The 23,214-nt window shown below is 70.9% G+C and carries 21 protein-coding genes, 1 tRNA gene, 1 pseudogene and 1 riboswitch; of the genes and pseudogenes, 20 read left to right on the top strand and 3 right to left on the bottom strand.

From position 1 onward, the window contains the following. Positions 1–270: 270 nt before the first annotated feature. Entirely contained in the window at positions 271–1,791 is a 1,521-nt protein-coding gene (locus FHX42_RS02305; RefSeq protein ID WP_182542503.1) for a PucR family transcriptional regulator, read from the bottom strand. Between the two features lie 266 nt (positions 1,792–2,057). Here FHX42_RS02305 and FHX42_RS02300 point away from each other — a divergent pair, with 266 nt between their 5' ends. The 10 genes from FHX42_RS02300 (at position 2,058) to FHX42_RS02260 (ending at position 12,304) form a co-directional block, all read left to right on the top strand. Continuing rightward, positions 2,058–2,939 carry an FAD binding domain-containing protein gene (locus FHX42_RS02300; protein WP_182542502.1) on the top strand — a complete coding sequence of 294 codons (882 nt, stop codon included), beginning with the start codon at positions 2,058–2,060 and terminating at the stop codon, positions 2,937–2,939. Further along, positions 2,930–3,409: a (2Fe-2S)-binding protein gene (locus FHX42_RS26205; protein ID WP_235986878.1), complete on the top strand. Its 480-nt coding sequence runs from the start codon at positions 2,930–2,932 to the stop codon at positions 3,407–3,409. Before FHX42_RS02300 ends, FHX42_RS26205 begins: the two co-directional genes overlap by 10 nt. Next, the gene (locus FHX42_RS02295; RefSeq protein ID WP_328795851.1) at positions 3,406–4,794 is read left to right on the top strand and encodes an 8-oxoguanine deaminase; all 1,389 of its coding nucleotides are present in this window, start codon (positions 3,406–3,408) and stop codon (positions 4,792–4,794) included. The genes FHX42_RS26205 and FHX42_RS02295 overlap by 4 nt, the downstream gene beginning before the upstream one ends. Continuing rightward, on the top strand, positions 4,791–7,112 hold the full coding sequence (pucD, locus tag FHX42_RS02290) for a xanthine dehydrogenase subunit D (protein WP_182542500.1): 2,322 nt from the start codon (positions 4,791–4,793) through the stop codon (positions 7,110–7,112). Before FHX42_RS02295 ends, pucD begins: the two co-directional genes overlap by 4 nt. Before the next feature lie 192 nt (positions 7,113–7,304). Then, complete coding sequence (locus tag FHX42_RS02285) at positions 7,305–7,754, top strand: nucleoside deaminase (protein ID WP_182543453.1); 450 nt, start codon at positions 7,305–7,307, stop codon at positions 7,752–7,754. Between the two features lie 235 nt (positions 7,755–7,989). Beyond that, the gene (locus FHX42_RS02280; protein ID WP_182542499.1) at positions 7,990–9,450 is read left to right on the top strand and encodes an NCS2 family permease; all 1,461 of its coding nucleotides are present in this window, start codon (positions 7,990–7,992) and stop codon (positions 9,448–9,450) included. Positions 9,451–9,478: 28 nt separating this feature from the next. Then, positions 9,479–10,585 (top strand): XdhC family protein, encoded by a 1,107-nt coding sequence (locus FHX42_RS02275; RefSeq protein WP_182542498.1) that lies wholly within the window; start codon positions 9,479–9,481, stop codon positions 10,583–10,585. Next, positions 10,578–11,165, top strand: a complete 588-nt coding sequence (locus tag FHX42_RS02270; protein WP_182542497.1) for a nucleotidyltransferase family protein — start codon at positions 10,578–10,580, stop codon at positions 11,163–11,165. The genes FHX42_RS02275 and FHX42_RS02270 overlap by 8 nt, the downstream gene beginning before the upstream one ends. A 115-nt stretch (positions 11,166–11,280) precedes the next feature. Further along, positions 11,281–11,601, top strand: coding sequence for a hypothetical protein (locus FHX42_RS02265; RefSeq protein WP_182542496.1), 321 nt, complete (start codon positions 11,281–11,283; stop codon positions 11,599–11,601). A 55-nt stretch (positions 11,602–11,656) separates the two neighbouring features. Further along, positions 11,657–12,304 (top strand): TetR/AcrR family transcriptional regulator, encoded by a 648-nt coding sequence (locus FHX42_RS02260; protein ID WP_328795850.1) that lies wholly within the window; start codon positions 11,657–11,659, stop codon positions 12,302–12,304. A gap of 35 nt (positions 12,305–12,339) precedes the next feature. On the opposite strand, the gene FHX42_RS02255 is transcribed toward FHX42_RS02260, so the two are convergent. Further along, positions 12,340–12,561, bottom strand: a complete 222-nt coding sequence (locus tag FHX42_RS02255) for a DUF3618 domain-containing protein (RefSeq protein ID WP_182542495.1) — start codon at positions 12,559–12,561, stop codon at positions 12,340–12,342. A gap of 142 nt (positions 12,562–12,703) precedes the next feature. Here FHX42_RS02255 and FHX42_RS02250 point away from each other — a divergent pair. From FHX42_RS02250 to FHX42_RS02225, 6 genes are all read left to right on the top strand, one after another. After that, positions 12,704–12,777: transfer RNA gene (locus FHX42_RS02250), tRNA-Leu, on the top strand. 456 nt (positions 12,778–13,233) lie between these two features. Next, positions 13,234–13,373: riboswitch (cobalamin riboswitch) on the top strand. Positions 13,374–13,655: 282 nt separating this feature from the next. Beyond that, the gene (locus tag FHX42_RS02245) at positions 13,656–14,678 is read left to right on the top strand and encodes a FecCD family ABC transporter permease (RefSeq protein ID WP_220479780.1); all 1,023 of its coding nucleotides are present in this window, start codon (positions 13,656–13,658) and stop codon (positions 14,676–14,678) included. Further along, a complete protein-coding gene (locus FHX42_RS02240) occupies positions 14,678–15,454 on the top strand; it encodes an ABC transporter ATP-binding protein (RefSeq protein ID WP_182542493.1) in 777 nt (258 codons plus the stop codon). The genes FHX42_RS02245 and FHX42_RS02240 overlap by 1 nt, the downstream gene beginning before the upstream one ends. A gap of 18 nt (positions 15,455–15,472) precedes the next feature. Next, positions 15,473–16,495 (top strand): ABC transporter substrate-binding protein, encoded by a 1,023-nt coding sequence (locus FHX42_RS02235; RefSeq protein WP_328795849.1) that lies wholly within the window; start codon positions 15,473–15,475, stop codon positions 16,493–16,495. Positions 16,496–16,528: 33 nt separating this feature from the next. Then, the gene (locus tag FHX42_RS02230) at positions 16,529–17,221 is read left to right on the top strand and encodes a hypothetical protein (RefSeq protein ID WP_328795848.1); all 693 of its coding nucleotides are present in this window, start codon (positions 16,529–16,531) and stop codon (positions 17,219–17,221) included. Between the two features lie 30 nt (positions 17,222–17,251). Continuing rightward, on the top strand, positions 17,252–17,713 hold the full coding sequence (locus FHX42_RS02225; RefSeq protein ID WP_182542491.1) for a pyridoxamine 5'-phosphate oxidase family protein: 462 nt from the start codon (positions 17,252–17,254) through the stop codon (positions 17,711–17,713). Between the two features lie 224 nt (positions 17,714–17,937). Here FHX42_RS02225 and FHX42_RS27230 read toward each other — a convergent pair whose 3' ends face one another. Continuing rightward, positions 17,938–18,534, bottom strand: a complete 597-nt coding sequence (locus FHX42_RS27230) for a HigA family addiction module antitoxin (RefSeq protein ID WP_328795847.1) — start codon at positions 18,532–18,534, stop codon at positions 17,938–17,940. Positions 18,535–18,705: 171 nt separating this feature from the next. On the opposite strand from FHX42_RS27230, the gene FHX42_RS02210 reads away from it, so the two are divergent. The 4 genes and pseudogenes from FHX42_RS02210 to FHX42_RS26195 form a co-directional block, all read left to right on the top strand. After that, complete coding sequence (locus FHX42_RS02210) at positions 18,706–19,716, top strand: SDR family oxidoreductase (protein WP_182542490.1); 1,011 nt, start codon at positions 18,706–18,708, stop codon at positions 19,714–19,716. Beyond that, complete coding sequence (locus FHX42_RS02205) at positions 19,713–21,497, top strand: glycoside hydrolase family 15 protein (protein ID WP_235986877.1); 1,785 nt, start codon at positions 19,713–19,715, stop codon at positions 21,495–21,497. Before FHX42_RS02210 ends, FHX42_RS02205 begins: the two co-directional genes overlap by 4 nt. Positions 21,498–21,561: 64 nt before the next feature. Beyond that, entirely contained in the window at positions 21,562–22,911 is a 1,350-nt protein-coding gene (locus tag FHX42_RS02200; protein WP_328795846.1) for a hypothetical protein, read from the top strand. 43 nt (positions 22,912–22,954) lie between these two features. Further along, a pseudogene (locus tag FHX42_RS26195) lies at positions 22,955–23,203 on the top strand (hypothetical protein); the annotation flags it as partial. Between the last annotated feature and the right edge of the window lie 11 nt (positions 23,204–23,214).

Here is a 23,214-nt window from a genome sequence, read left to right as displayed (position 1 = left end):
CCCGATACCTCCGTTCCTCAACAGCGGGGTGGGTCAGCGCCCTTACCGCCCGTAGACCGGTCGACACCGGCGTTGCCATAAGGGTGATCATCGCGAGCTGGGTGTCTCATGCCGACCGAAAATCCTACCGGTCTCACAAGTAGCGACGCCAACAGTGAGCCGCCTTTCCCCCGGCTAGCCGAGCACGACGTGACCATGAACACGAGGGGTGGTGGTCAGCTTAGACTTTCCGGGTGAGCCACACCTCTCGTGGAGCTGTTCGCGATACTCCTATGTGAGCAGTCGCAGGGCGAGGTAGAAGTCCACACGGGTCGCGAAGTCGGTCAGGTCGCGCCCCGTGATCTCCTCGATCCTGCGAATTCGGTAACGCAGGGTGTTCACGTGCACGTGCAGCGTCTGGGCACAACGCGACCAGGAACCGGAGAATTCCAAGAACGTCCGCAGCGTGCGGACCAGCTCGGACTGGTGCCCGCGGTCGTAGTCGATCAGCGGTGACAGCAGCCGGTCGCGGTAGGAGCACCGCAGCCGCTCGGGCAACGAGGCCAGCAGGACCTGGTGGGAGGCGAGTTCGGCGGCGGTGGCCATCCCGCGCCTGCCACCGCGATGCGCGGCGAGATCACGCGCGTGCCGGGCCTCCTCCACCGCACCGCGCAGGCTGGACGTGTCGCTGATGTCGCTGACTCCGATCACCAGGTTCTCGTCCCCGCCGTGCTCGACGTCGTCGAGCACGCGGCGCAGGCGCTCGTCGATCCCGGCCAGCTCACCGTGGTCGGCGGCCAGCAGGGCCAGCGCTCCGGGCTCCAGGGGGGCGGTGACCGCGGCGAGTCCGGTCGCGGCCGTGATCTCGCGCAGCAGCCTCGTCGCCGCCTCGGAGTGATCACCCGCCTCGACGGCGACGACCCGCAGCGGCTCGTCGGCGGGAAGACCGGCGGCCTCCAACCGGGCGCCGACCTCCGGTGGACTCGCCGAGCCGTCGAGCAGCCGGTGCAGCGCCGCCCGCACCGAACGACTCGCGGCCTGCCTGCCCTCCTCCAGTCTGGAACGCAGCAGTGCCACGGCCGTGCCCAGGTCCGCGGCGATCGCCTCCGCCTCCGGGCCCCACTCCTGCCGGTCACCGGCGAGGGCGACGAACCAGCGCGCCGCGCGCGGTTCGGCCTCGGACCCGACCGGCCACAGCACGAACGCCCCGCCGGTCTCGTCCACCGGGGCGGTCACCGTCCCGGGGGGCTCGACGGAGCCGAGGAAGCCCCGCACCAGGCAGCGCCGGCTCCGTTCCGTGAGCTCGGCCGTGCCGACGACCGTTCCGGCCGCCGAGAGCACCCAGCAGTCGGTGTCCAGTTGCTCGGCGGCCAGCGCCAGCACCCGCGGGAGCTCCGCGCCCGCCGCCACGGCGTCGACGAGGTCGCGCCGAGGCGCCGTGTCCCGGCGCAGGAAGCGCAGCACGTGTTCGGAAAGGGTGTTGAAGCTGACCGCCAACGGCACCTCGACGAGCGGTACGGCGTGCCGGGCGCAGGCTTGGACCAGGTCGGGCGGGGCACCACCGAGGCGCGCCGTTCCCGCGGCGAGCCCGGCCACCCCCGCGTCGGCCAGCGCGGCGGCGAACCGCTCGGAGTCGGCGGGTTCGCTGTGCCAGACCAGGCCGCTGAGCACCAGTTCCCCACCGTGCAGGTAGCGACGGGGGTCGATCAGATCGGTGATGTAGATCCCGTGGATCGGCCGGTCCAGGTACTGCCGACCGGTCAGCGGGACCAGCCCGAGCTCCCGGTCGTCGAGAAGATCACGTAGCAGCACCCGCCGCACCCTATAGCAGTCGTCCACGTCCCGCCGAAGCTGTGACCACGCATACACCGGTGCCGGAAGGGGGCACCCGACCTCGGGAGGGCGTTGTCGACGAAAACCGCCGAACCGGCCGTTTGGAGGAAAGCACGAACCGCGCCGCCCACGCCGCGCTCCTTTTCATGGTTTCCGCCGCTAGTCAACACCCGGGTGGGAGTTGTGTACTGACTCACACCCCGAGACCGGCCCTCGCGGCGACATCCGCGACCTGGAGAACAACCGTGGACTTCCTCCGCCCGACCCACTGGCGCGACGCGCTCGACGCCAAGGCCCACCATCCCGACGCGACACCGATCGCGGGCGGCACCGACGTCATGGTCGAGATCAATTTCGGTCGCCGGCGCCCGAGCACCCTGCTGGATCTGACCGGCGTCCCCGAGCTCACCGACTGGTCGCTCGACGACGGCAGGCTGCGCATCGGGGCCGGAGTGCCCTACGCGCGGCTCATCGACGAGCTCGGGGACCGACTGCCCGGGCTGGCCATCGCCTCCCGCACCGTGGGCTCCCCGCAGATCCGCAATCGCGGCACGCTCGGCGGCAACCTCGCCTCGGCCTCCCCCGCCGGCGACGGGCATCCGCCGCTGCTGGCCTCGGACGCCGAGGTCGAGGTGCAGTCGCTGCGCGGCACCCGCACGGTGCCCGTCGGGGAGTTCTTCACCGGGGTCAAGCGCCACGTGCTGGCCGACGACGAGCTGATCGCCGCCGTGCACGTCGCTCCCGCCACCGGAGCTCAGCAGTTCTCCAAGATCGGTACCCGCAACGCGATGGTCATCGCCGTGTGCACCTTCGCCGTGGCGCTGCACCCCGAACAGCAGCGCGTGGGCACCGGTCTCGGTTCGGCCGCTCCGACGCCGCGCCCGGCCACGGAGGCCGCGGAATTCCTCGCAGCGGAACTGACCGACACCGACCAGTGGAACCGGCCGCGCCCGCTGCCCGAGTCCGTCGTGCGGCGTTTCGGCGAGCTGGTGGCGGCGACGACCGCGCCCATCGACGACGTCCGCGGCACGGCGAACTACCGCACCCACGCGATGGCGGTAATGGCCCGCCGCACGCTGGGTTGGGTCTGGAACGAACACCGCACCGGGAGGCAGCAATGCGCCTGAAGTTCACCGTCAACGGCAGGCAGGCCGAGGCCGACGACGTCTGGGAGGGCGAGAGCCTGCTGTACGTGCTGCGCGAGCGGCTCGGCCTGCCTGGGTCGAAGAACGCATGCGAGCAGGGAGAGTGCGGCTCGTGCACCGTCCGCCTGGACGGTGTCGCCGCCTGCGCCTGCCTGGTGGCCGCCGGTCAGGTCCAGGACCGCGAGGTCGACACCGTGGAGGGACTGGCCGGGGAGGACGAGCTCGACGCCGTCCAGCGGGCCTTCGTCGACGCGGGCGCGGTGCAGTGCGGTTTCTGCACCCCCGGCCTGCTGGTGGCCGCCGACGACCTGCTCGAACGCTGCCCCAGCCCGTCCGACTCCGAGATCAGGGAGTCGCTGGCCGGCAACCTGTGCCGCTGCACCGGCTACGAGAAGATCATGGACGCCGTGCGGCTGGCCGCCGACCGCAGGGCAGAGGAGGCCCGGTCGTGAGCCGGCCGGAGCGCGTGGTCGTCGAGGGAGGGTCGGTGATCACCGTCGACTCGTCCACCGGCGTCGGCACCGAGCACTCCGACGGGCACCTGGTCGTCGAAGGTGAGCGCATCCTGGAGGTCGGTGCGGGGCCTGCTCCGGCGCAGCCCGTGCCGGTGCGGCGCGTCGACGCCAGCGGGTGCGTGCTCACCCCGGGGCTGGTCAACACCCACCATCACCTCTACCAGTGGGCGAGCAGGGGCTACGCGTGCGACTCGACGCTGTTCGAGTGGCTCACCGAGCTCTACCCCGTGTGGGCGGGCCTCGACGAGGAGAGCACCCACGCCGCGGCCTCCGCCGGGCTCGGCTGGGCGGCGCTGTCGGGCTGCACCACCGCCGCCGATCACCACTACGTCTTTCCCCGCCACGGCGGTGACGTCTTCGGGTCGATCGTGGCCGCCGCCGAGCGCGTGGGCGTGCGCCTGCACGGCGTGCGCGGTTCGATGGACCGCGGCGAGTCCGACGGCGGCCTGCCGCCGGACTCCGTGGTCGAGGACACCGACCGGGCGCTGGATCGCACCGGGGAGGCCATCGACCGCTTCCACGATCCGGCGCCGAACTCGCGGGTCCGCGTCGCGGTCGGTCCCTGCTCGCCGTTCACGGTCAGTACCGAACTGATGCGCTCGGCGGCCGAACTCGCCCGCGACCGGGGAGTACGGCTGCACACCCATCTGGCCGAGACCCTCGACGAGCAGCAGCAGTGTGAGGCCGAGTTCGGCATGGGCCCGGTCGAGTACGTCGAGAGCCTCGGTTGGCTGGGCTCCGACGTGTGGCTGGCGCACTGCGTGCAACTGGCCGAGCAACAGGTGCGGCGGCTCGGCGAGACCGGCACGGGGGTGGCCCACTGTCCGAGCTCGAACGGCCGCCTCGGCGCCGGAGTCGCCCCCGTGAGTCCGCTGCTGCGGGAGCGCGTCCCCGTCGGTCTGGGCATCGACGGGGTGGCCTCCAACGAGTCCGGGCGCCTCGGTGACGAACTCCGCCAGGCGCTGCTGACCTCGCGCGCGCACTACGGCCCGCGGGCGTTGTCCGTCCGCGACGCGCTGTGGATGGGTACGCGCGGGGGTGCGCGCTGTCTCGGCCGTGAGAGCGAGCTCGGATCGCTGGAGCCGGGCAAGCTCGCCGACGTCGCGGTGTGGCGGCTCGACGGGCTCGGGCACGCGGGCATCGCCGATCCCGTGGCCGCCCTGGTGCTCGGGCCGCTCCCCCGGCTGGAGCGCCTGCTGTGCGGTGGCGACACCGTGGTCGAGGACGGCCGTCTGGTGTCGGCATCGGAAACCGATCTCACTCACGAACTGCGCCGGGCCGGCAGCCGGCTCGCCCGTACCGGGCAGGAGGCCCCTCGTTGAACGACCACGCTCCCGCACGCAGCCCGCAGGACCTCGACGACGCCATCGCCGGCGGTATCGGCGAGTCACCGATACGTCCGGACGGTGCGTTGAAGGTCCGCGGCGAGTACGCCTACTCCTCGGACCTGTGGGCCGAGGACATGCTCTGGGGCGTAACGCTGCGCAGTCCGCACCCCTCGGCGCGAATCCGCTCGATCGACGTTTCCGGGGCGCTGAAGACGCCCGGGGTGTACGCGGTGCTGACGCACGAGGACGTCCCCGGCGACAACCTCTACGGGCTCAAGGACGTCGACCAGCCGGTGCTGGCCTCCGACGTGGTGCGCTACAAGGGCGAGGCGGTCGCGCTGGTGGCCGCCGATCACCCGGAGACCGCGCGGCGTGCCAGGGAACGCATCGACGTCGACTACGAGGTGCTGGAACCGGTCACCGACGCCGAGCGGGCCGCGCACGACGAGACGCTGCCCAAGGTGCACCCCGACGGCAACCTCGTGCGCTATCAGCCGATCCTCAAGGGCGATCCGGAGGCCACCGCCGAGGTCGTCGTCTCCGGCACCTACACCCTCGGCATGCAGGACCAGGCGTTCCTCGGTCCGGAGTCCGGGCTGGCCATCCCGGCCGAGGACGGCGGTGTGGACCTGTACCTGGCGACTCAGGACCTGCACTCCGACCAGGCCCAGACCGCTCGTGCGCTGGGGCTTCCGCAGGAGAAGGTGCGGATGACGCTGTCCGGCGTCGGCGGCGCGTTCGGTGGCCGCGAGGACCTGTCGATCCAGGTGCACGTGTGCATGCTGGCGCTGCGCACCGGCAAGCCGGTCAAGATGGTCTACGACCGCGAGGAGTCCTTCTACGGTCACGTCCACCGGCATCCGGCCACGATGTACTACGAGCACGGCGCCGACGCCGACGGCAGGCTGGTCTACGTCCGCGCCAAGCTGTACTTCGACGGCGGCGCCTACTCGTCGAAGACCCCGGTGGTGGTCGGCAACGGCACCACCCTCGGCGTCGGCCCCTACGTGGTGCCCAACGTCCGGATCGAGGGGTGGGGCGTCTACACCAACAACCCGCCGTGCGGTGCGATGCGCGGGCTGGGTGCGGTCCAGCCCGCCCTCGCCTACGAGGCGCAGCTGGACAAGCTCGCCGAGGCGCTGGACATGGATCCCGTGGACGTGCGGATCCGCAACGCCATCAGCCGAGGCGAGAGCATCGCGACCGGCCAGGTGCTGGACTACCCCGCGCCGGTGGCCGAACTGCTGGAGCGGGTCCGGGCGTTGCCGATGCCCCCCGAACGCGACGGCACCGAGCTCGACATCCGCGAGCTGCCCGGGGGCGCGTCCAACACCACCCACGGCGAGGGCGTGTACCGGGGCGTCGGATACGGCGTGTGCATCAAGAACATCTGCTACGCCGAGGGCGCCGACGACTACTCCACCGCCCGCGTGCGGCTCCAGGCGCTCGGCGGCGAACCGGCGGCGATGGTGCACACGGCCGCCGCCGAGGTCGGCCAGGGGGTGGTGACCGTGCAGCAGCAGATCACCCGCAGCGAGCTCGGCGTGGAACGCGTCACCGTCCACCCCAACGACACCGACGTCGGCAAGGCCGGCTCCAGCTCGGCGTCCCGGCAGACCTACATGACCGGGGGCGCGGTCAAGACCGCCTGCGAGGCCGTCCGGCGAAGGCTGCTGGACCGGGTGGCCGAGCGGTTCGGCGAGGCCTTCGGGGACCTGTCGCTGGCGGGCGGCAAGATCGTCTCGGCGAGCACCGGGGTGCTGACCGAGATCGTCGACGTGCTCGGCGACGAGGTGATCGAGGAGACGCGGGAGTACCACCACCGGGAGACCTACCCGATGGACGCCGAGGACGGCTCCAGCGAGCGGGTGCAGGTCCAGCACGCCTTCTCCGCGCACCGGGCCGTGGTCGACGTCGACGTCGAGCTGGGACTGGTCAAGGTGGTCGCGCTGGACTGCTCGCAGGACGTCGGCAAGGCGGTGAACCCGGACGCCGTGGTCGGTCAGATCCAGGGTGGTTCGGCGCAGGGTCTCGGGCTGGCCGTCATGGAGGAGATCCGGGTCGGCGACGGCGCTATCCGCAATCCCTCGTTCACCGACTACCTCATCCCCACGATCCTGGACACGCCCCCGATGAAGATCGACGTGATCGAGCGCGGCGACCCGAACTCGCCCTACGGCGTGCGCGGGGTCGGCGAGCCACCGACGATCTCGTCCACCCCGGCCGTGGTCGCGGCCGTCCGGGCCGCCACGGGCAAGGACCTGACGCACGTCCCGGTGTCACCCGAACACGTCGTCGACTTCGGCGAGTGAGAGAACCGGCCGATCTCGTCCGCGGCGAAGTCGGCCCCGAGGCGGATTCCGCACGTCCGAGCGTCCGTGACGTTTCGCGCGCGAAGGGTCACGGACGCGACCGGAATCCACGAACCCGAATTCTCCTTCGCGGAGTACCGTATTCATGAGGAGTCCCTGGTGAAAGCTGCCCACAGACCCGAGAACGACTGGATGGCCGAAGCGATCCGGATCGGCACCGACAGCGTCGCGAACGGGGGCGGACCGTTCGGCGCGGTGATCGCCTCCGAAGACGGCGTCATCGCCCGCGGCAGCAACCTCGTCACCACCGCTCACGACCCCACCGCGCACGCCGAGGTGACCGCCATCCGCAATGCCTGCCGCGAACTCGCCACGTTCAAGCTCGACGGGTACGTGCTGGTGACCTCGTGCGAACCGTGCCCGATGTGCATGGCCTCGGCCCTGTGGGCCCGCCTGGACAGCGTCGTCTACGCCGCCGACAGGCACGACGCCGCGGTCGCCGGATTCGACGACAGGGCTTTCTACGACCTGTTCACCGACCCCGACGCGGTGTGGCCCACACCGGTGCGGCGAGTCCACGCCGACAACCGCACCGAACCGTTCGACACGTGGCTGGCCAAGTCCGACCGCGTCGAATACTGAACCGAGAGCACGACACAACTCGATCCGAAATCCCTTTGCTTTCGAAGCCGGAATCGACGACCGGGTCGTCCGGCGGTCGCCGAACGTGGCGATCCACTCACACCGCGAAACGCCCCCGGGAAAGGGCGCGGACATGCCGAAAGCCGTCCGACGAGCATTCAGTACCGTACTCCGTCGCGAGCACGGCCAGGACGCGTTCGCCGCAGCAGGGGCGCCCACCGGCACGGGAGACCACATGACACAGCAGTTGAGCCAGGACACCGGCGAGGGACCGACGCCGAACGAGCCGCGCTCGTTCCTGGACCGCTACTTCTCCATCACCCGACGCGGTTCCACCTACTCCCGCGAGCTGCGGGGCGGGCTGACGACCTTCGTCGCGATGTCCTACATCATCCTGCTCAACCCGCTCATCCTCGGCTCCACGGCCGACATCACCGGGGCGACGCTGGGAACCGCGGAGCTCACCACGGCCACCGCGCTGTCGGCGGGTTTGACGACCATCCTGATGGGCCTGGTCGGCAACGCTCCGCTGTCGATGGCCGCCGGGCTCGGCGTCATCCCGGTGGTGGCCTTCACCATCGCGCCGGAGATGACCTGGGCCCAGGCGTTCGGGCTGGTGGTGCTGGAAGGCGTGTGCATCGTGCTGATGGCCGTCAGCGGGGTGCGGGAGCGCATCATCAACGCGATCCCGTTACCGCTGAAGACCGCGCTGACCGTCGGCATCGGCCTCTACATCGCGCTGGTGGGTCTGGTCAGCGCCGGCTTCGTCACCCGCAGGCCGGACTCGGCCGACAGCACCGTGCCGGTGCAGCTGGGCTCCGACGGGCACCTCGGCGGCTGGCCGATCGCGCTGTTCTGCATCACGCTGCTGCTGATGCTCGCGCTGTCGGCCCGCAACGTCCCGGGAGCGATCCTGATCAGCATCGCCACCGGCACGGTGCTGTCGGTCGTGGTCAACGCGGTCTTCGACATCCCCGCCGACTCCTGGGGACGGGTCGCCCCGACGCTGCCGGACAACCTGGTCTCGCTGCCGGACTTCGGCCTGCTCGGCAACATCGACCTCTTCGGCGGTTTCGTCAACGCCGGCGCGATCTCGGCCACGGTCTTCCTGTTCACCCTCGTGCTCTCCGGCTTCTTCGACGCCATGGGAACCATCACCAGCGTCAGCAACGAGGCCGGGCTGACCGACTCGCGGGGCAAGGTGCAGGGAATGGGCCGGATCCTGTTCGTCGACGGCCTCGGCGCGGTCGCCGGCGGTGTCACGGGTTCCTCGCCGAACACGGTGTTCCTGGAGTCGGCCGCCGGGGTCGCCGAGGGCGCCCGCACCGGACTGGCCAGCGTGGTCAGCGGGGGGCTGTTCGCCGCGATGATGCTGTTCACCCCGCTGGCCGCCGTGGTCCCCGCCCAGGCGGCGGCACCGGCGCTGGTGCTGGTCGGCGGCATGATGATGGCCCAGTGCGCCAACATCCCCTGGAACGACAGCGACTACGTCGTGCCGGTGTTCCTCACGGTCGCGATCATCCCGTTCACCTACTCCATCACCAACGGTGTCGGCGCGGGTCTGATCTCCTACTGCGTCATCAAGATCATCAAGGGTCGGGGCCGGGACCTGGGGTGGATCGTGAGCGTGCTGGCCGCCGTGTTCGCCGTCTACTTCGGCATCGAAGGGATCAAGGACCTGCTCGGAGCGAGCTAGTATCGACGGGGAGAGGAAGTGGAGTGCCATGCGGGACATCGCCGGGGAACTGCTGGAGTGGATCGAGGCGGGTGAGCACTTCGCGCTGGCCTCGGTGATCTCGGTGCGGGGCAGCGCCCCGCGAGGCGTCGGAGCCGCCATGGCGGTGCGCTCGGACGGCACCGTGGTCGGCAGCCTCTCCGGCGGGTGCGTCGAGGGCGCGGTGCACGCCCTGGCCATGGAAACGCTGGCCACCGGCGAGCCGCTGCGGGAGAGCTTCACCGCCGTGCAGGCACCGACGGCGGACTCCGCGCCGCTGTCGGTGGGGCTGACCTGCGGCGGGGACATCGACGTCCACGTCCAGCCCGTCGACGCCGATCGCGCCACCACGTTGACGGCCGCCCTGCGGGCCGAGCGCGACGGGCACCGCGTCGCCCTGGCTCGCGTCCTGGAGACCGGTGCCGCGCTGGCCGTCGTGGACTCCGACCGGCTCGGCGGCACCGGCGACACCGACCTCGACGAACGCATCACCGCCGAGTCCGGGGCCATGCTGGAGCAGGACGTCACGGGGCTGCGCGAGGTGTGCCAGCCGCGCGCCGACGGCGGCAGTGCGGATCGCACCCTCTTCGTCGAGTCCTGGAGCACACCGCCCAGGATGCTCGTGTTCGGAGCCATCGACCACGCCGCCGCGCTCGCGCGGATGGGCAAGTTCCTCGGATATCACGTGACGGTGTGCGACGCCCGCGCCGTGTTCGCCACCGCCAAGCGTTTCCCGGACGCCGACGAGGTCGTCGTGAAGTGGCCGCACGAGTACCTCGCCGAGACCGACGTGGACTCCCGCACGGTGATCTGCGTGCTGACCCACGAGGCCAGGTTCGACGTACCGGTGCTGCGGGAGGCGCTGCGGAGTCGCGCCGGCTACATCGGCGCGCTGGGATCCCGGCACACCCACGCCGACCGGATCCGTCGACTGCGGGACGACGGGGCCGGTGAGGGCGAACTGAGCCGGTTGCGCGCCCCGATCGGGCTCGACCTCGGAGCCCGCACCCCGGAGGAGACGGCGGTCTCGATCGCCGCGGAGATCGTCGCCCTGCGCACCAGGGCCAGCACGCTGCCGCTGACGCACACCAGTGGACCGATCCACGCCCATGCCTGACCGACCGGCCGGTGTGGTGCTGGCCGCCGGAGCCGGGAGTCGCTTCGGCGGCCCGAAGGCGCTGGCCGAGTACGGGGGCGAGCTCTTCGTCGAACGTGCCGTCGAGGTGCTCGGCGCGGGAGGGTGCGATCCCGTGCTGGTGGTGCTCGGAGCGGCGGCGGAGACGGTGGTGTCCAGGGCGGACCTGCCCGGCGCGGTGGTACTGCGAAACCCGGACTGGCCGACCGGCATGGCCTCCTCGCTGCACACGGCGCTGGACGCCCTGACGACGCGGTACGACGCTGTCACGGCCGCGCTCGTGCTGCCCGTCGACATGCCCGGAGTCACGCCGGAGGCCGCGCGCCGGGTCGCCGCGCACACCACCGCTTCGGCGCTGGCGGCGGCGACCTACGACGGCAGCCGGGGCCATCCCGTCCTGCTCGGCCGGGACCACTGGAACGGTGTGCACGAGGAGTCACGAGGCGACTCCGGTGCGCGAAACTACCTCCGGCGCCAGCACGTGATCCCTGTGCCCTGCGAAGACGTCGCTTCGGGATACGACATCGACCGCCCCGAAGAGTTACGGGAGCACGACACGTAAAGTCAGTGAACACGCGTGGAGTGACCGAGTTGTTTCGATACCGGGCGGGGCCGTTCTCAGTCGGTGTCGAAGTGCGACGTCACACGCTCAGGAGCATGCTCGACGCGGAGGCACCATGGCTACCGGACACATCACCGCCAACTACTTGCCGGATGGCAACGATTGGTCGGTCACCGTGACCTCGGGAACGGAATCGCAGAGCGCGAGAGCGCCCGGTCTGATCGCGGCACGGGACAAGGCCGACCAGCTCATCGAGCAGCTCGCGCCGAACCCCGCTGGTCGGGTCGTCATCCACCTGCTCGACGGCGACGGTTTCGCGTTCAGCACCGCCTATCTGCAGGCCCGGCACGGCCTCTCCGACGAGGCCACGCACGCCGCGGCTCAGTCGGCGGCAGCTGCGGCCGACAAGGGTCAGAACAGCCACGCCACTCGGTGAGCGGCACCACGACCGGTAGCGTTCGAGACGAAACGGATGTTGGGGGGTGTTCTCCGTGAACGCCGCGACCAGTGGCTCGTCGAGCCACGAAGCCGAGGGCTCCGCGATCGCCACGGCCGAGGTCGCCACGTCCCCCGGACGGGGACGTCCCCGCGACGCCACCAGGGACGCGGCGCTGCGCAACGCCGCGCTGGAAGTGCTCGCCGAGGTGGGCTACCGGGCGCTGACGATGGACGCCGTGGCCGCGCACGCGCGGGCGGGCAAGGCCACCATCTACCGGCGCTGGGAGTCCAAGCTGGAGCTGGTCATCGACACCTGCACCCAGCTGGTCCAGCGCAACATCCCCGAGCCCGACCACGGCTCGATCGAGCGGGACCTCGGCGAGTTCCTCAGCGCGTTCGCCACGTTCCTGTCGGGCCCGATCGGCAAGGCCGCGCAGGCTCTGGTCGGTGAACTGCCGCACGAGCCGGAACTGGCCGCGGCGTTTCGCGAGTCCTTCCTGCTCCCCCAGCGCGACATGCTGCGGCGGCTGATCGACCGCGGGATCGAGCGCGGTGAGATCCGCGACGCGGCACCGGTGGACACCGTCGTCGAGCTGGCGGGCGCCGCGCTGATCCACCGGCTGATGCTCACCGGCGAACCGCTGGATCAGCGCTTCGTCGACCGCCTGTTGTACGACGCCCTGCTGCCGCTGCTGCGCTGAGCGCTTCGGGCAGCCGGCCGCGCGCCCAGTGGGGGTCAGCGGAACAGCTTGCGCACGAGGGCGACGGTCACGACCGCACCGACGCCGATCAGCGCGTAGCGCACCCTCGGATCCTCGAGCTTCTCCCGCACACCGGCCTTGCCGGACTCGATCACGCGCGTCGGGTTCGCCTTGGTCTCCAGCTCGTCGAGCGTCACGGCCAGCGCCTCGCGAGCCTTCTCGATCTCGCGCTGGATTTCGTCGGGGTCACGGGCCACGTGTCCTCCTCGTCGGTCAGCTCCTACCTACGGTAGATCACGCGCTCGCACCGTACTCACTGGCGGTCTCCGCGTGTCGCGCCCACGTGCGAGGCGACCGCCGTCCTCACGCCCACGGCGACACGCTAAGCTGGAACGCAGCGGGGCCGTAGCCCAACAGGCAGAGGCACTAGGTTTAGGTCCTAGGCAGTGCGGGTTCGAATCCCGCCGGCCTCACCGAACCGCGACGCCGGAGAGCGAACACCGCACGCCGAGGCGTGCGACGTGCGAACAGCGTGCACAAGTCCCACACAGCTCCGTTTCCGGAACCAGGAGCGGGGCTGCCGGCTTTCGCTCCCAGCACGGGACGGTCCCAGGCGCTCGAACCGACCTTCGGCGCCGAAGCGCGCCACGACCGCACGACGTCCCGAAGCACTCGGATGATCGGGCTCTTCCGGCCGGTGTGACGACCGGGCCGTGGCAGCGAGTCCGATCCGAACCGATTCGTTGCCGGTGCGTGCGCGGGGGGCAGCCGGGACGGCGGTGCGAGTCCCGGAAAAGTCCGTTCACCCCATTGGCGATACTGATCGCCGAACCGTCGTGCGGTCGAACCGCGCACCGGGGAAACCGCTCGCACCGACCGAGGCGGACGGCGGCCGACCGCGGTGGTGCTTCGCACAAACTTTGACACGCGGGACACGGCTCCACGACGATGCTCGCAGAACAGATCGATGCGCGGCGGGGGAAGCCGGTGCGATTCCGGCGCTGACCCGCAACGGTGAGCTCGCCGCAGGCGAGCGAGCCCGAAGACCCGTCGCCACCGCCAGTGCGTCCTTCCGGTCCGACCGGACGCGGCGCAGTGATCAGCTCCACGACCGTCGAGGACTGCGGCAGGGAGCCCGGAACGGCGCTTTCCCGTCACGGCGACGTGCCCACCGGGTACCTGCTCGACCTCCGAACCGAGGAAGGTACCCCGTGCCCGACCCCGCCTTTCGCCCCGCACCGCTCCCGCTGCCACGAGGGACGGGCGCCCGGTCGTGAGTGCCCCGACGAAGGCTCCCGAGACCGAAGTCGATTCGAGTCCCGTCGAGGGATCGCCCTCCGAACACGGCCGCCTGCTGCTGACGCTGGCCGTGGCGCTGGTGGTGCTGGCGGCCTCCGTCATCGGCGGTGTCGCCCTGGGGCCCACCAGCATCGCGCCGGGCAAGGCGTTGTCGCTGCTCCACGAGGCGCTGCGCGGCGGTGTCGTCAGCGCCGAGGACGCGGGCACCTACGCCATCGTCTGGAACATCCGACTGCCCCGCGTGTTGCTGGCCGCCGTGGTCGGCGCCGGGCTCAGCACCGTGGGAGTGGCGGTGCAGGCGATGGTGCGCAACGCCCTGGCCGATCCGTTCGTGCTCGGCATCTCCTCCGGCGCCTCGGTCGGCGCCAGCGCGGTCGCCCTGTTCGGGTTCCTCGGCGCGCTGGGGCTCTACGCGCTGTCCACGGCGGCGTTCCTCGGCGCGCTGGGCGCCACTCTGCTGGTCTACCTCATCGCCCGTTCCGGAGGTGGACTCGCTCCGCTGCGACTCGTGCTGACCGGAACGGCGTTGTCCTACGGCTTCTCGGCGATCACGACGCTGATGGTGTTCCGGGCACCCAACGGGAACGCGGCCCAGTCGACCCTGTTCTGGCTGCTGGGCAGTCTCGGCGGCGTCACCTGGAGCTCCCTGCCGGTGGCCACCGTCGTGGTGGCGCTGGGAATCGGCTACCTGCTGCTGTCCGCGCGCCGCCTCAACGCCCTGTCCATGGGCGACGAGACCGCCACGACCCTCGGAGTGGCGCCGGAGCGGCTCCGCCGCGAGCTGTTCGTCGTCACCGCCGCCGTGACCGGTGTCGTGGTCGCGGTCAGCGGGGCGGTCGGTTTCGTCGGGCTGATGCTGCCGCACCTGGTGCGGCTGGTGACCGGTTCGGATCACCGGCGGGTCCTGCTGCTGGCGCCCCCGGCCGGGGCGATCTTCCTGGTGTGGGTGGACGTGCTCGCCCGCACCCTGGCCGCCCCGGAGGAGCTGCCGCTGGGCGTGATCACGGCGGCGATCGGCGTGCCGTGCTTCCTGCTGCTGATGAGCCGGCGCGGCTACTCGTTCGGAGGTCGCTGATGGATCTGGAACTCGACGGTCTGACCGTGACCGCGTCCGGGCGACGGCTCATCGCCGACATCGACGCGCACGTGCGCTCCGGCCAACTCGTCGGCCTGGTCGGCCCGAACGGCAGCGGCAAGTCCAGCACCCTGCGGTGCGTGTTCCGGACGCTGACCCCGAACCGGGGGACGGTCCGGCTCGGTGGCGAGGACGTCGCGGGAATGTCGCTGCGCGACAGCGCCCGGATGATCGCCGCGCTCACCCAGGAGTCACAACCGGAGTTCGACTTCACCGCCGCCGAGGTGGTGACGATGGGACGCGCTCCGCACAAGTCGACTTTCGCGCGGCACGATGACGAGGACCGGCGGATCCGCGCGCGAGCACTGTCCGAGGTCGGCTGCGAGCACCTGGCCGAGCGGGACTTCCGGACGTTGTCCGGCGGCGAGCGGCAACGGGTGCTCATCGCCCGCGCCCTGGCCCAGCAGCCGCAGGTGCTCGTGCTCGACGAGCCGACCAACCACCTCGACATCCGCCACCAGCTCGACGTGCTGGCCCTGGTGCACCGCCTCGGCCTGACCACCGTGACCGCGCTGCACGACCTCAACATGGCGGCCTCGTGGTGCGACCGGGTCCACGTGCTCGACCGGGGGCGCATCGTCGCCGCCGGTCCGCCCCGCGAGGTCCTCACTCCCGAGATCGTGCGGGAGGTGTTCGGGGTGCGGGCCCACGTGGTCGACCACCCGGGCACCGGAGCTCCCCAGTTGCTCTTCGAACCTTCCCGCCCCGCCGCATGACCACGACGAGAGGTCGACGTGTCCACCAGACTGCTGCGCCGGACGGCGCTGCTGATCACCGGCATGACGCTGATCACGGGATGCGGGGCGCGAATCGCTCCGGACCCCGGATCGGGAGGGGCCGCCAACGCCGCCGACTTCCCGATCACCGTCACCAACTGCGGCCGGCCGCGTACTTTCCACGAGCCACCTCAGCGGGTGGTGACCAACGACATCGGCATCACCGAGCTGATGTTCGCCCTGGGGCTGCAGGACCGGATGGCCGGATACGTGCTCTCCGACGGGCAGCGGCGCGGTGTGGAGAGCTCGCCGTTCCGCGAGCGGTTCGAGCAGGTCCCCCACCTGGCCGAGGAGATCAACAAGGAGGTCGTCCGGGCCGCCAACGCGGACACGGTCTTCGCCGGGTGGAAATACGGCTTCAGCGAGACGGAGCGCTTCACCCCCCGGCGCCTGGACCGGGCGGGCATCGACTCCTACGTCCTGACCGAGTCGTGCCGGAGTGGAAGCGGCGAGAAGCGCGGCATCATGCCACCCCTCCAGGCCCTCCACACCGACCTGCGCAACCTCGGCAGGATCTTCGGAGTCCCCGAGCGAGCCGAGGAACTGATCAGCCGGTACGAGCGGACCGTGGCCGAGGCCCACGCGTCGGTGCCGCAGGGGCGGCCACGGCCGGAGGTGTTCCTCTACGACTCCGGCACCAGCCAGCCGGTCACCTCCGGAAACGGGGGCGCGGCCAGTCAGATCATCGCCAAGGCCGGTGGCCACAACATCTTCGCCGACCTCGACGACAGCTGGACCGGGGTGAGCTGGGAGGCTGTCGTGCGGGCCGACCCGGACGTCATCCTGATCAACGACTACGGGGCGGGCAAGACGGTGCAGGACAAGATCGACTTCCTGACGAGCTACCCACCACTCCAACGGGTGGACGCCGTCCGGGAGCGGCGGTTCTTCGCCCTGCCCTACGCGGCGCTGGTCGAGGGGCCCCGCAACCCCTCGGCGGTGCGCACCTTCACCGACTACCTGTGGCACCGATCGAAGTGAGTTCGAATGCCGGAAACGGCACCATCACCGGCCGTGCTGTCCGGGAGGCTGCGCGAGTGCGACCGGCTGCTACCGCGTCCGGGATCGGTGCCCGCCGAACGGGCGGAGCCCACGGTGTCCTGGCCGGAGTTCTGCGACCCGGACGGCCCGTGGCTGTCGCGCTGCGCCGAGGAGTGGCAGGAGCGCGGCGAATTCCGGCATCACAGGGCGGGACTGGTGCTCGTCGCGTTCCGCTTCGGCTGGCTCGCCGCCTGCGCGACGGTGCCGGAGCACCACTTCGGCGCGGCGCTGCCGTCGCTCGAAGGCCTGCGGGTCTCCGTCGACGACGGGGGCCGGCTGGCCGGCCTGCGGCTCACGGGCGAGGCGGTGGAGGCTCCGATCTCGGAGCGCCGCTGGTGGGAGGAGGTCTCGGCCGCGTTCGCACCGCTGACCGAGGCGCTGCACGCGCTCGGCGGACCGAAGCCGGGCAGTCACGAGTACTGGGGAAACCCGGTCGGCCTGGTGGGCACGGTGCTCGGTCGACTGGAGCGCGCCGGGATGCCGGGGAACGTGATGGAGAGCGCGCGGCGGTTGTCGGCCGCCACGGGACGACCGGAGCTGCTGCGCATCGACCCGGAGCTGTCCGGCACGTGGGCGCGCAGGCGCACCTGCTGCCAGTGGTGGCGCAGGACAGGAGGCGGCTACTGCGCCGAGTGCGTCCTGCACGACTCCCCTCGGACGCGGTGAGCGTCGGGGGTTCGTGCTACACCTCCGCGCATGGCCTCATGGACGGAGATCGCGGACGACGCTCCCGAATTCGCGGCACGAGTACGACACCGTTTCGACGTGGGCACCAACAAGACGCTGGCGACCCTGCGCGAGGACGGCTCTCCCCGTATCAGCGCGAATGAGATCACCTTCACGAACAGCGACATCACGCTGGGGATGATGCCCGGGTCGATGAAGCTGCTGGACGTGCGGCGCGACCCGCGGACAGCGCTGCACAGCCCGACGGTGGAACCCACCTCGACCGATCCGAGCGAGTGGGGCGGCGAGGCGAAGCTGGCCGGCCGCCTCGTCGAGATCGAGGGGCCGACCGAGGGGCCCTTCGCCGGTTCGAGCTTCTTCAGGGTCGACATCCGCGAAGTCGCGCTCACGTACGTCGGCGCACCAGCGGATCATCTCGTGATCGAGTCCTGGCACACCTCGCGCGGCTGGTCCAGGCGGACTCGTGCGTGACGGCGAAGGGCCACAGAGCGGGAGTTCCGGGGGAAGCCCGGGCGGTGGCCGGTCAACGACGGGAGCCGGAACAGCCGACAGAGTGCGCGCGGACGTCCCGGGACAACGCTGCCGCCATCCGGCGAGCCCAGGCTGAACTCCGAGGGCGAGCCGACCGGGCCACGATCCCGTCCGTGCTGCACGAAGGACGCGACGAGTGAGGGTCACTCGCTCGTGCCCGAAAGTCAGCAGGCGTGTCGGAGGGGTGTGGTCCGGTCCAGTTCTGACCCGATGCGGTCCTTCTCGACCTCCAGGTCGTAGAGCTCCCGGCGGTCGAGGAAGAACCGTTCCGAGGTGCCGAAGTACCGGGCCATGCGCAACGCCGTGTCGGCGCTGATCCGGCGTGTACCGTGCACGATCTCGTTGATCCGTCGCGGTGGCACGCCGGTCTCGACGGCGAGCCGGTACTGGCTCACGTCCAGCGGCTGGAGGTACTCCTCGTCCAGGATCTCTCCCGGGTGCACCGGTGGCATCACGATGTCGGTGTCCACGGCCGTCTCCTGGTGGTAGGCGGTGATCCCGACCTCAACAGGCCCGAGATCGGTCCAGCAAAAGCAGAGCCGCCACTGTCGATCGATGCGAATGCTGTACTGCCCTGCTCGGTCTCCTTTGAGCTTTTCCAGCCGTTTCCCCGGGGGTGTGCGTAGATCCTCCAAGGTCTCGGCGGCATGCAAAATCATCAGCTTACGCCGAGCCGCCCGCGCGGTGACGGGATCGAACCTGCGGGGCCTGCATCGCTGCCAGACGGCCTCGGTGTCTTGGTCTCGGAACGAACGGAGCACACTCCATAAAACCGCGTCGCGTTATCAACGCGAACCGTCATGGGTTGTCCGCGTCCGGAGCACCCCGCCGAGGCGGAACTGGTTTCGTCGATCAACGGCTGGGTATGGCTGTGGGGGACCCGGACCGACGGGGCGATCAGCCGAGCCTTGCGGAGGAGTGGTGACGCGGCGATGAGCGACGGGACTCAGCAGGTGGTGGTGGTCACCGGAGCCAGCGGAGGCATCGGACGTGCGGTCGCCCGGGCCTACGGACAACGCGGAGCCCGAGTGGCCCTGCTGGCGCGAGGCACCAAGGGGCTGGACGGTGCCGCCACCGACGTGCGCCAGGGCGGCGGCGAGCCACTGCCGATCGAGCTCGACGTCTCCGACTCCGACAAGGTCATCGACGCCGCCGACCGGGTCGAGAACGCGCTCGGCCCGATCGACGTCTGGGTCAATGCGGCGTTCTCCGCGGTGTTCGCTCCGGTCACCGAGATCGAGCCGCGGGAGTTCCGGCGCGTGACCGAGGTCGACTACCTCGGTTTCGTCCACGGCACCCTGGCCGCGTTGCGCCACATGCGTCCCCGCGACCGTGGAGCGATCGTGCAGGTCGGTTCCGCGCTGGCCTACCGGGGCGTGCCGTTGCAGGCGCCCTACTGCGCCTCCAAGCACGCCATCCAGGGATTCCACGAGTCGCTGCGCTGCGAACTGCTGCACGAACGCAGCGGGGTGAGCACGACGATGGTGCAGCTCCCCGCGGTCAACACTCCCCAGTTCTCCTGGGTGCTGTCCCGGCTTCCCCGACACCCCCAGCCACTGCCGCCGATCTACCAGCCCGAGGTCGCCGCTCGCGCGGTGCTGCACGCAGGGGACCACCCGAAGCGGCGGGAGTACTGGATCGGGGGCAGCACCGTCGGCACCCTGCTGGCCAACGCCCTCGCCCCGGGACTGCTGGATCGCTACCTGGCGCGCAACGGCTACTCCGCCCAGCAGAGCGACCAGGACGACCCGGCGCTCGCGACGAACCTGTGGGAACCCGCCGACGGCCCCGACGGACGCGATTACGGTGCGCACGGCGTCTTCGACCGTTCCTCCCACCGGCACAGCCGCCAGCTGTGGGCCTCGCACAACCACAGCGCGCTCGCCGCCGCCGGCGCCGCCGTGACGGCCGTGGGGCTGGCCCTGCTGCGGAGGCGCCGTTGAGCGCCGAACGGTCCGGAAGCAGTGTGCAGCAGCTGTTTCCGCCCCACGTGCTGCGGGAGTACGCCCTGATCGCCGACGGGTATCGCGGTGCCGTGTGCGGGCCGCACGGCGAGATCGTGTGGATGTGCGCACCGCAGTGGGACGACGACGCCGTCTTCTCCGCCCTGCTGGGCGGGCGCGGGGTGTACGCGATCACTCCGGTGGAGGCGTTCGTCTGGGGCGGCAACTACGAGAACCGTTCCCTGATCTGGCGCAACCGGTGGGTGACCACCTCCACCGTGGTGGAGTGCCGCGAGGCGCTGGCCTATCCGGGCGATCCGGATCGAGTCGTCCTGCTGCGTCGGATCGAGGCGGTGGAACGCGAGGTGCGCCTGCGCGTGGAACTCGACGTGCGGGCCGGGTTCGGTGCGGAGCCGATGACCGAGATGCGCCTCGACGAGCACGGCCGCTGGACGGGACGGAGCGGATCGCTGCACCTGCGATGGTCCGGTGCCCCCGAGGCGGTCCTCGACGAGGACGGGGTGCTGCGCACCGAGATCACCGTCCCCTCAGGGGGATACCACGATCTGGTGCTCGAACTCGGCAGCGGTTCCCCCGGACGACCGGTGGACCCGGCGACCGCCTGGAACGGCACCGCGAACGCCTGGAAGCGGGCCGTCCCCGAATTCGGCGACACGTTGGCCCCCCGCGACTCCCAGCAGGCCCACGCCGTGCTGCGGGGGCTGACCCGACCGAGCGGGGGGATGGTCGCCGCCGCGACCATGTCGCTGCCCGAACGCGCCGAGCAGGGTCGCAACTTCGACTACCGGTACGCCTGGATCCGCGACCAGTGCTACGCCGGCATCGCGGTCGCCGCCCACGGCCCCGACCCGCTGCTCGACGAGACCGTGGAGTTCATGACGGCCCGTCTCCTCGACGACGGCGACGCGCTGAAACCCGCCTACACAGTGTGCGGCGAGTCCATCCCGGACGAGCAGCGGCTCTCGCTGCCCGGGTACCCGGGTGGGCAGAAGATCATCAAGGGCAACTGGGTGACCCGGCAGTTCCAGTTGGACGCCTTCGGGGAGCTGCTCCAGCTGCTGGCAGCCGCCGCGCGACACGACCGGCTGGACCGGGACGGCTGGCGGGCGATGCAGGTCGCCGCCGATGCCATCTCGAAGCACTGGCAGCGTCCCGAGGCGGGCCTGTGGGAACTGGGCGAGGAGTGGTGGACGCACTCACGACTGTCCTGCGTGGCCGGACTGCACGCCGCTGCCGCCGTCAGTCCCACCACCAAGGACACCAACGGGATGCTGGCGCTCGCCGACGCCATCCTGGCAGAGACCTCGCGGCGCTGCCTGCATCCGCACGGTTACTGGCAGCGCAGCCCCGCGCACTCCGGCCCCGACGCAGCGCTGTTGCTGCCACCGGTGCGCGGCGCCCTGTCCCAGGACGACCCGCGCACACGGGCGACGCTGGAGACCGTGCGGCAACAGCTCTGCGTCGACGGCTACGTGTACCGCTTTCCGCAGGCTCCCCGCCGGCTCGGGGACGTCGAGGGGGCGTTCCTGCTCTGCGGGTTCGTCATGACCCTGGCCGACTGGTACCAGGGCAACCGGCAACGGGCGGTGCGCTGGTTCGAGCGCAACCGGGCGGCCTGCGGTCCTCCGGGGCTGTTCTCCGAGGAGTACGACGTCGCCCAGCGCCAGTTGCGCGGGAACCTGCCCCAGGCCTTCGTCCACGCCATGCTGCTGGAGTGCGCCGGGCACGTCACCCCGGCCCACGTCACCGGCAGCGAGTGAGGCGGCGAGGTCTCGCCAGGGCATTGAACGAAGCGAGATCGCGATCTAGAGTCCTCGCGGTCGCGTGGTGGAGCTCACCGCGCGCCACGAGGAAAGGATCGCGATGCGCCGGTCGGCTGTTTCCCTTCGTTCGTGCGCGCTCGTGCTGCTGTCCGTCTCCCTGGTCGCGGGGCCGGGTGTCGCCACCGCGACCGAGAGAACGGACTGCTACGACGAGAGCGCCCCGCTGACCGTCGAGGAGCGGAGACTCGACGACTCGCTCGTGCCAGGAGCCCCGGCTGCCGGTCCCGAACTGGTCGAGCGGGCGGGTTTCGGACCGCTCGTCACACGTTTCACCACCCGACTGTGCGAGCAACCGAACGCCCGAGCCGCCGCCGAGTTCGTCGAGCGGCGGGGCGAGCGACTGTGGGAGACGGCCGTGGCCCGCGCGCAGGGGCGGTTCGACCACGGCGACCTCGACTCCTACGACGATCGCCCGCTCTACTGGGCACGCCTGCTGCTCACCCGGGCCGTTCGGCAGTGGCGGCCGGACCACGAACTCGTCCCACGGCAGCGCGCTCACCTGCTCCGGGAGTTGGACCGCGCCAGCAGGGGCATGAGCTCACAGCGATTCCCGGGCGGGAAGGCCACTCGCGTCATGATCAGCGGTTTCGACCCCTTCGGACTCGACGACGGCAACCTCAACCGCGGCAATCCCGCCGGAGTCGCCGCGCTCCGGCTCGACGGCAGGACCTTCGACGCTCCCACCGGCAGGATCACGGTCCAGACCGTCGCTCTTCCCGTGCTGTGGGGAGCTTTCGACCGAGGCATCGTGGAGCACGCCTACGGTTCGGCGCTCCTCGGCCGACGGCGTCCCGACCTGATCATGACGCTCAGCCAGGGCAGGCCGGGCCGATTCGACATCGAGCGCTGGGCGGGACGTTGGCGCGGCGGAGCCGCGGACAACAACGGCGTCCACGCGACCGGACCGGTCCCCGACGCGGCGGGATGGCCACAACCGGCCGCGGAGTTCATCGAAACGACATTGCCGCACCGGGCGATGCTCGCGGCGGAGAGCGGTCCTTACCCGGTCCGCTTCAACACCCGCTTCTGCAGCTGGCCCGATTCCGACCGTCCCGGCGCCGGTGACCCCGTGTGCCACGAGGACGGTGAACCCGCTCCGGACGCTGTCGCGGCCTCGGGCAGCGGCGAAGACTACCTTTCCAACGAGAGCATGTACCGCTCGAACCGGTTGCGACTCGGGCTCGGCGGGGACTCGCTCGCCGGTGGGCACCTGCACACACCGGTGCTGAACAATCCGCCCGGCAGGCTCACCGGCGATCGGTTCACCTCCGACCGGCACGCGATCGCCGACGAGACCACGATTCTGGTGCGAGCCGCGGGCCGGGCCGTCGGTCACCCGATCGTGTCGTGAACAATCCCCGGGAGCAGGGCGCAACCTGACGGAAAGCACGACATTGGCAGGCGCGAGCACGTCCCGTGCCACGCGGACCTCCCTGCTGGGCGCCATGTTCCTCATGGCCACCAGCTCGATCGGTCCCGGACTCATCACCCAGACGGCGGAGTTCACCGACCAGCTCGGGGCCGCCTTCGCCTTCGCGCTGCTGATCTCGATCCTGGTCGACCTCGCCGTGCAGCTCAACGTCCGGCGCGTCATCGGCGTCTCCGGCCTGCGTGCCCAGGAGATCGCCCACCGGGTGGTCCCGCTGCGGGCTGG

It is taken from the genome of Halosaccharopolyspora lacisalsi (assembly GCF_014137975.1).
Classification (GTDB): Bacteria; Actinomycetota; Actinomycetes; order Mycobacteriales; family Pseudonocardiaceae; genus Halosaccharopolyspora; species Halosaccharopolyspora lacisalsi.
This window is presented reverse-complemented; position numbering and strand designations above follow the sequence as displayed.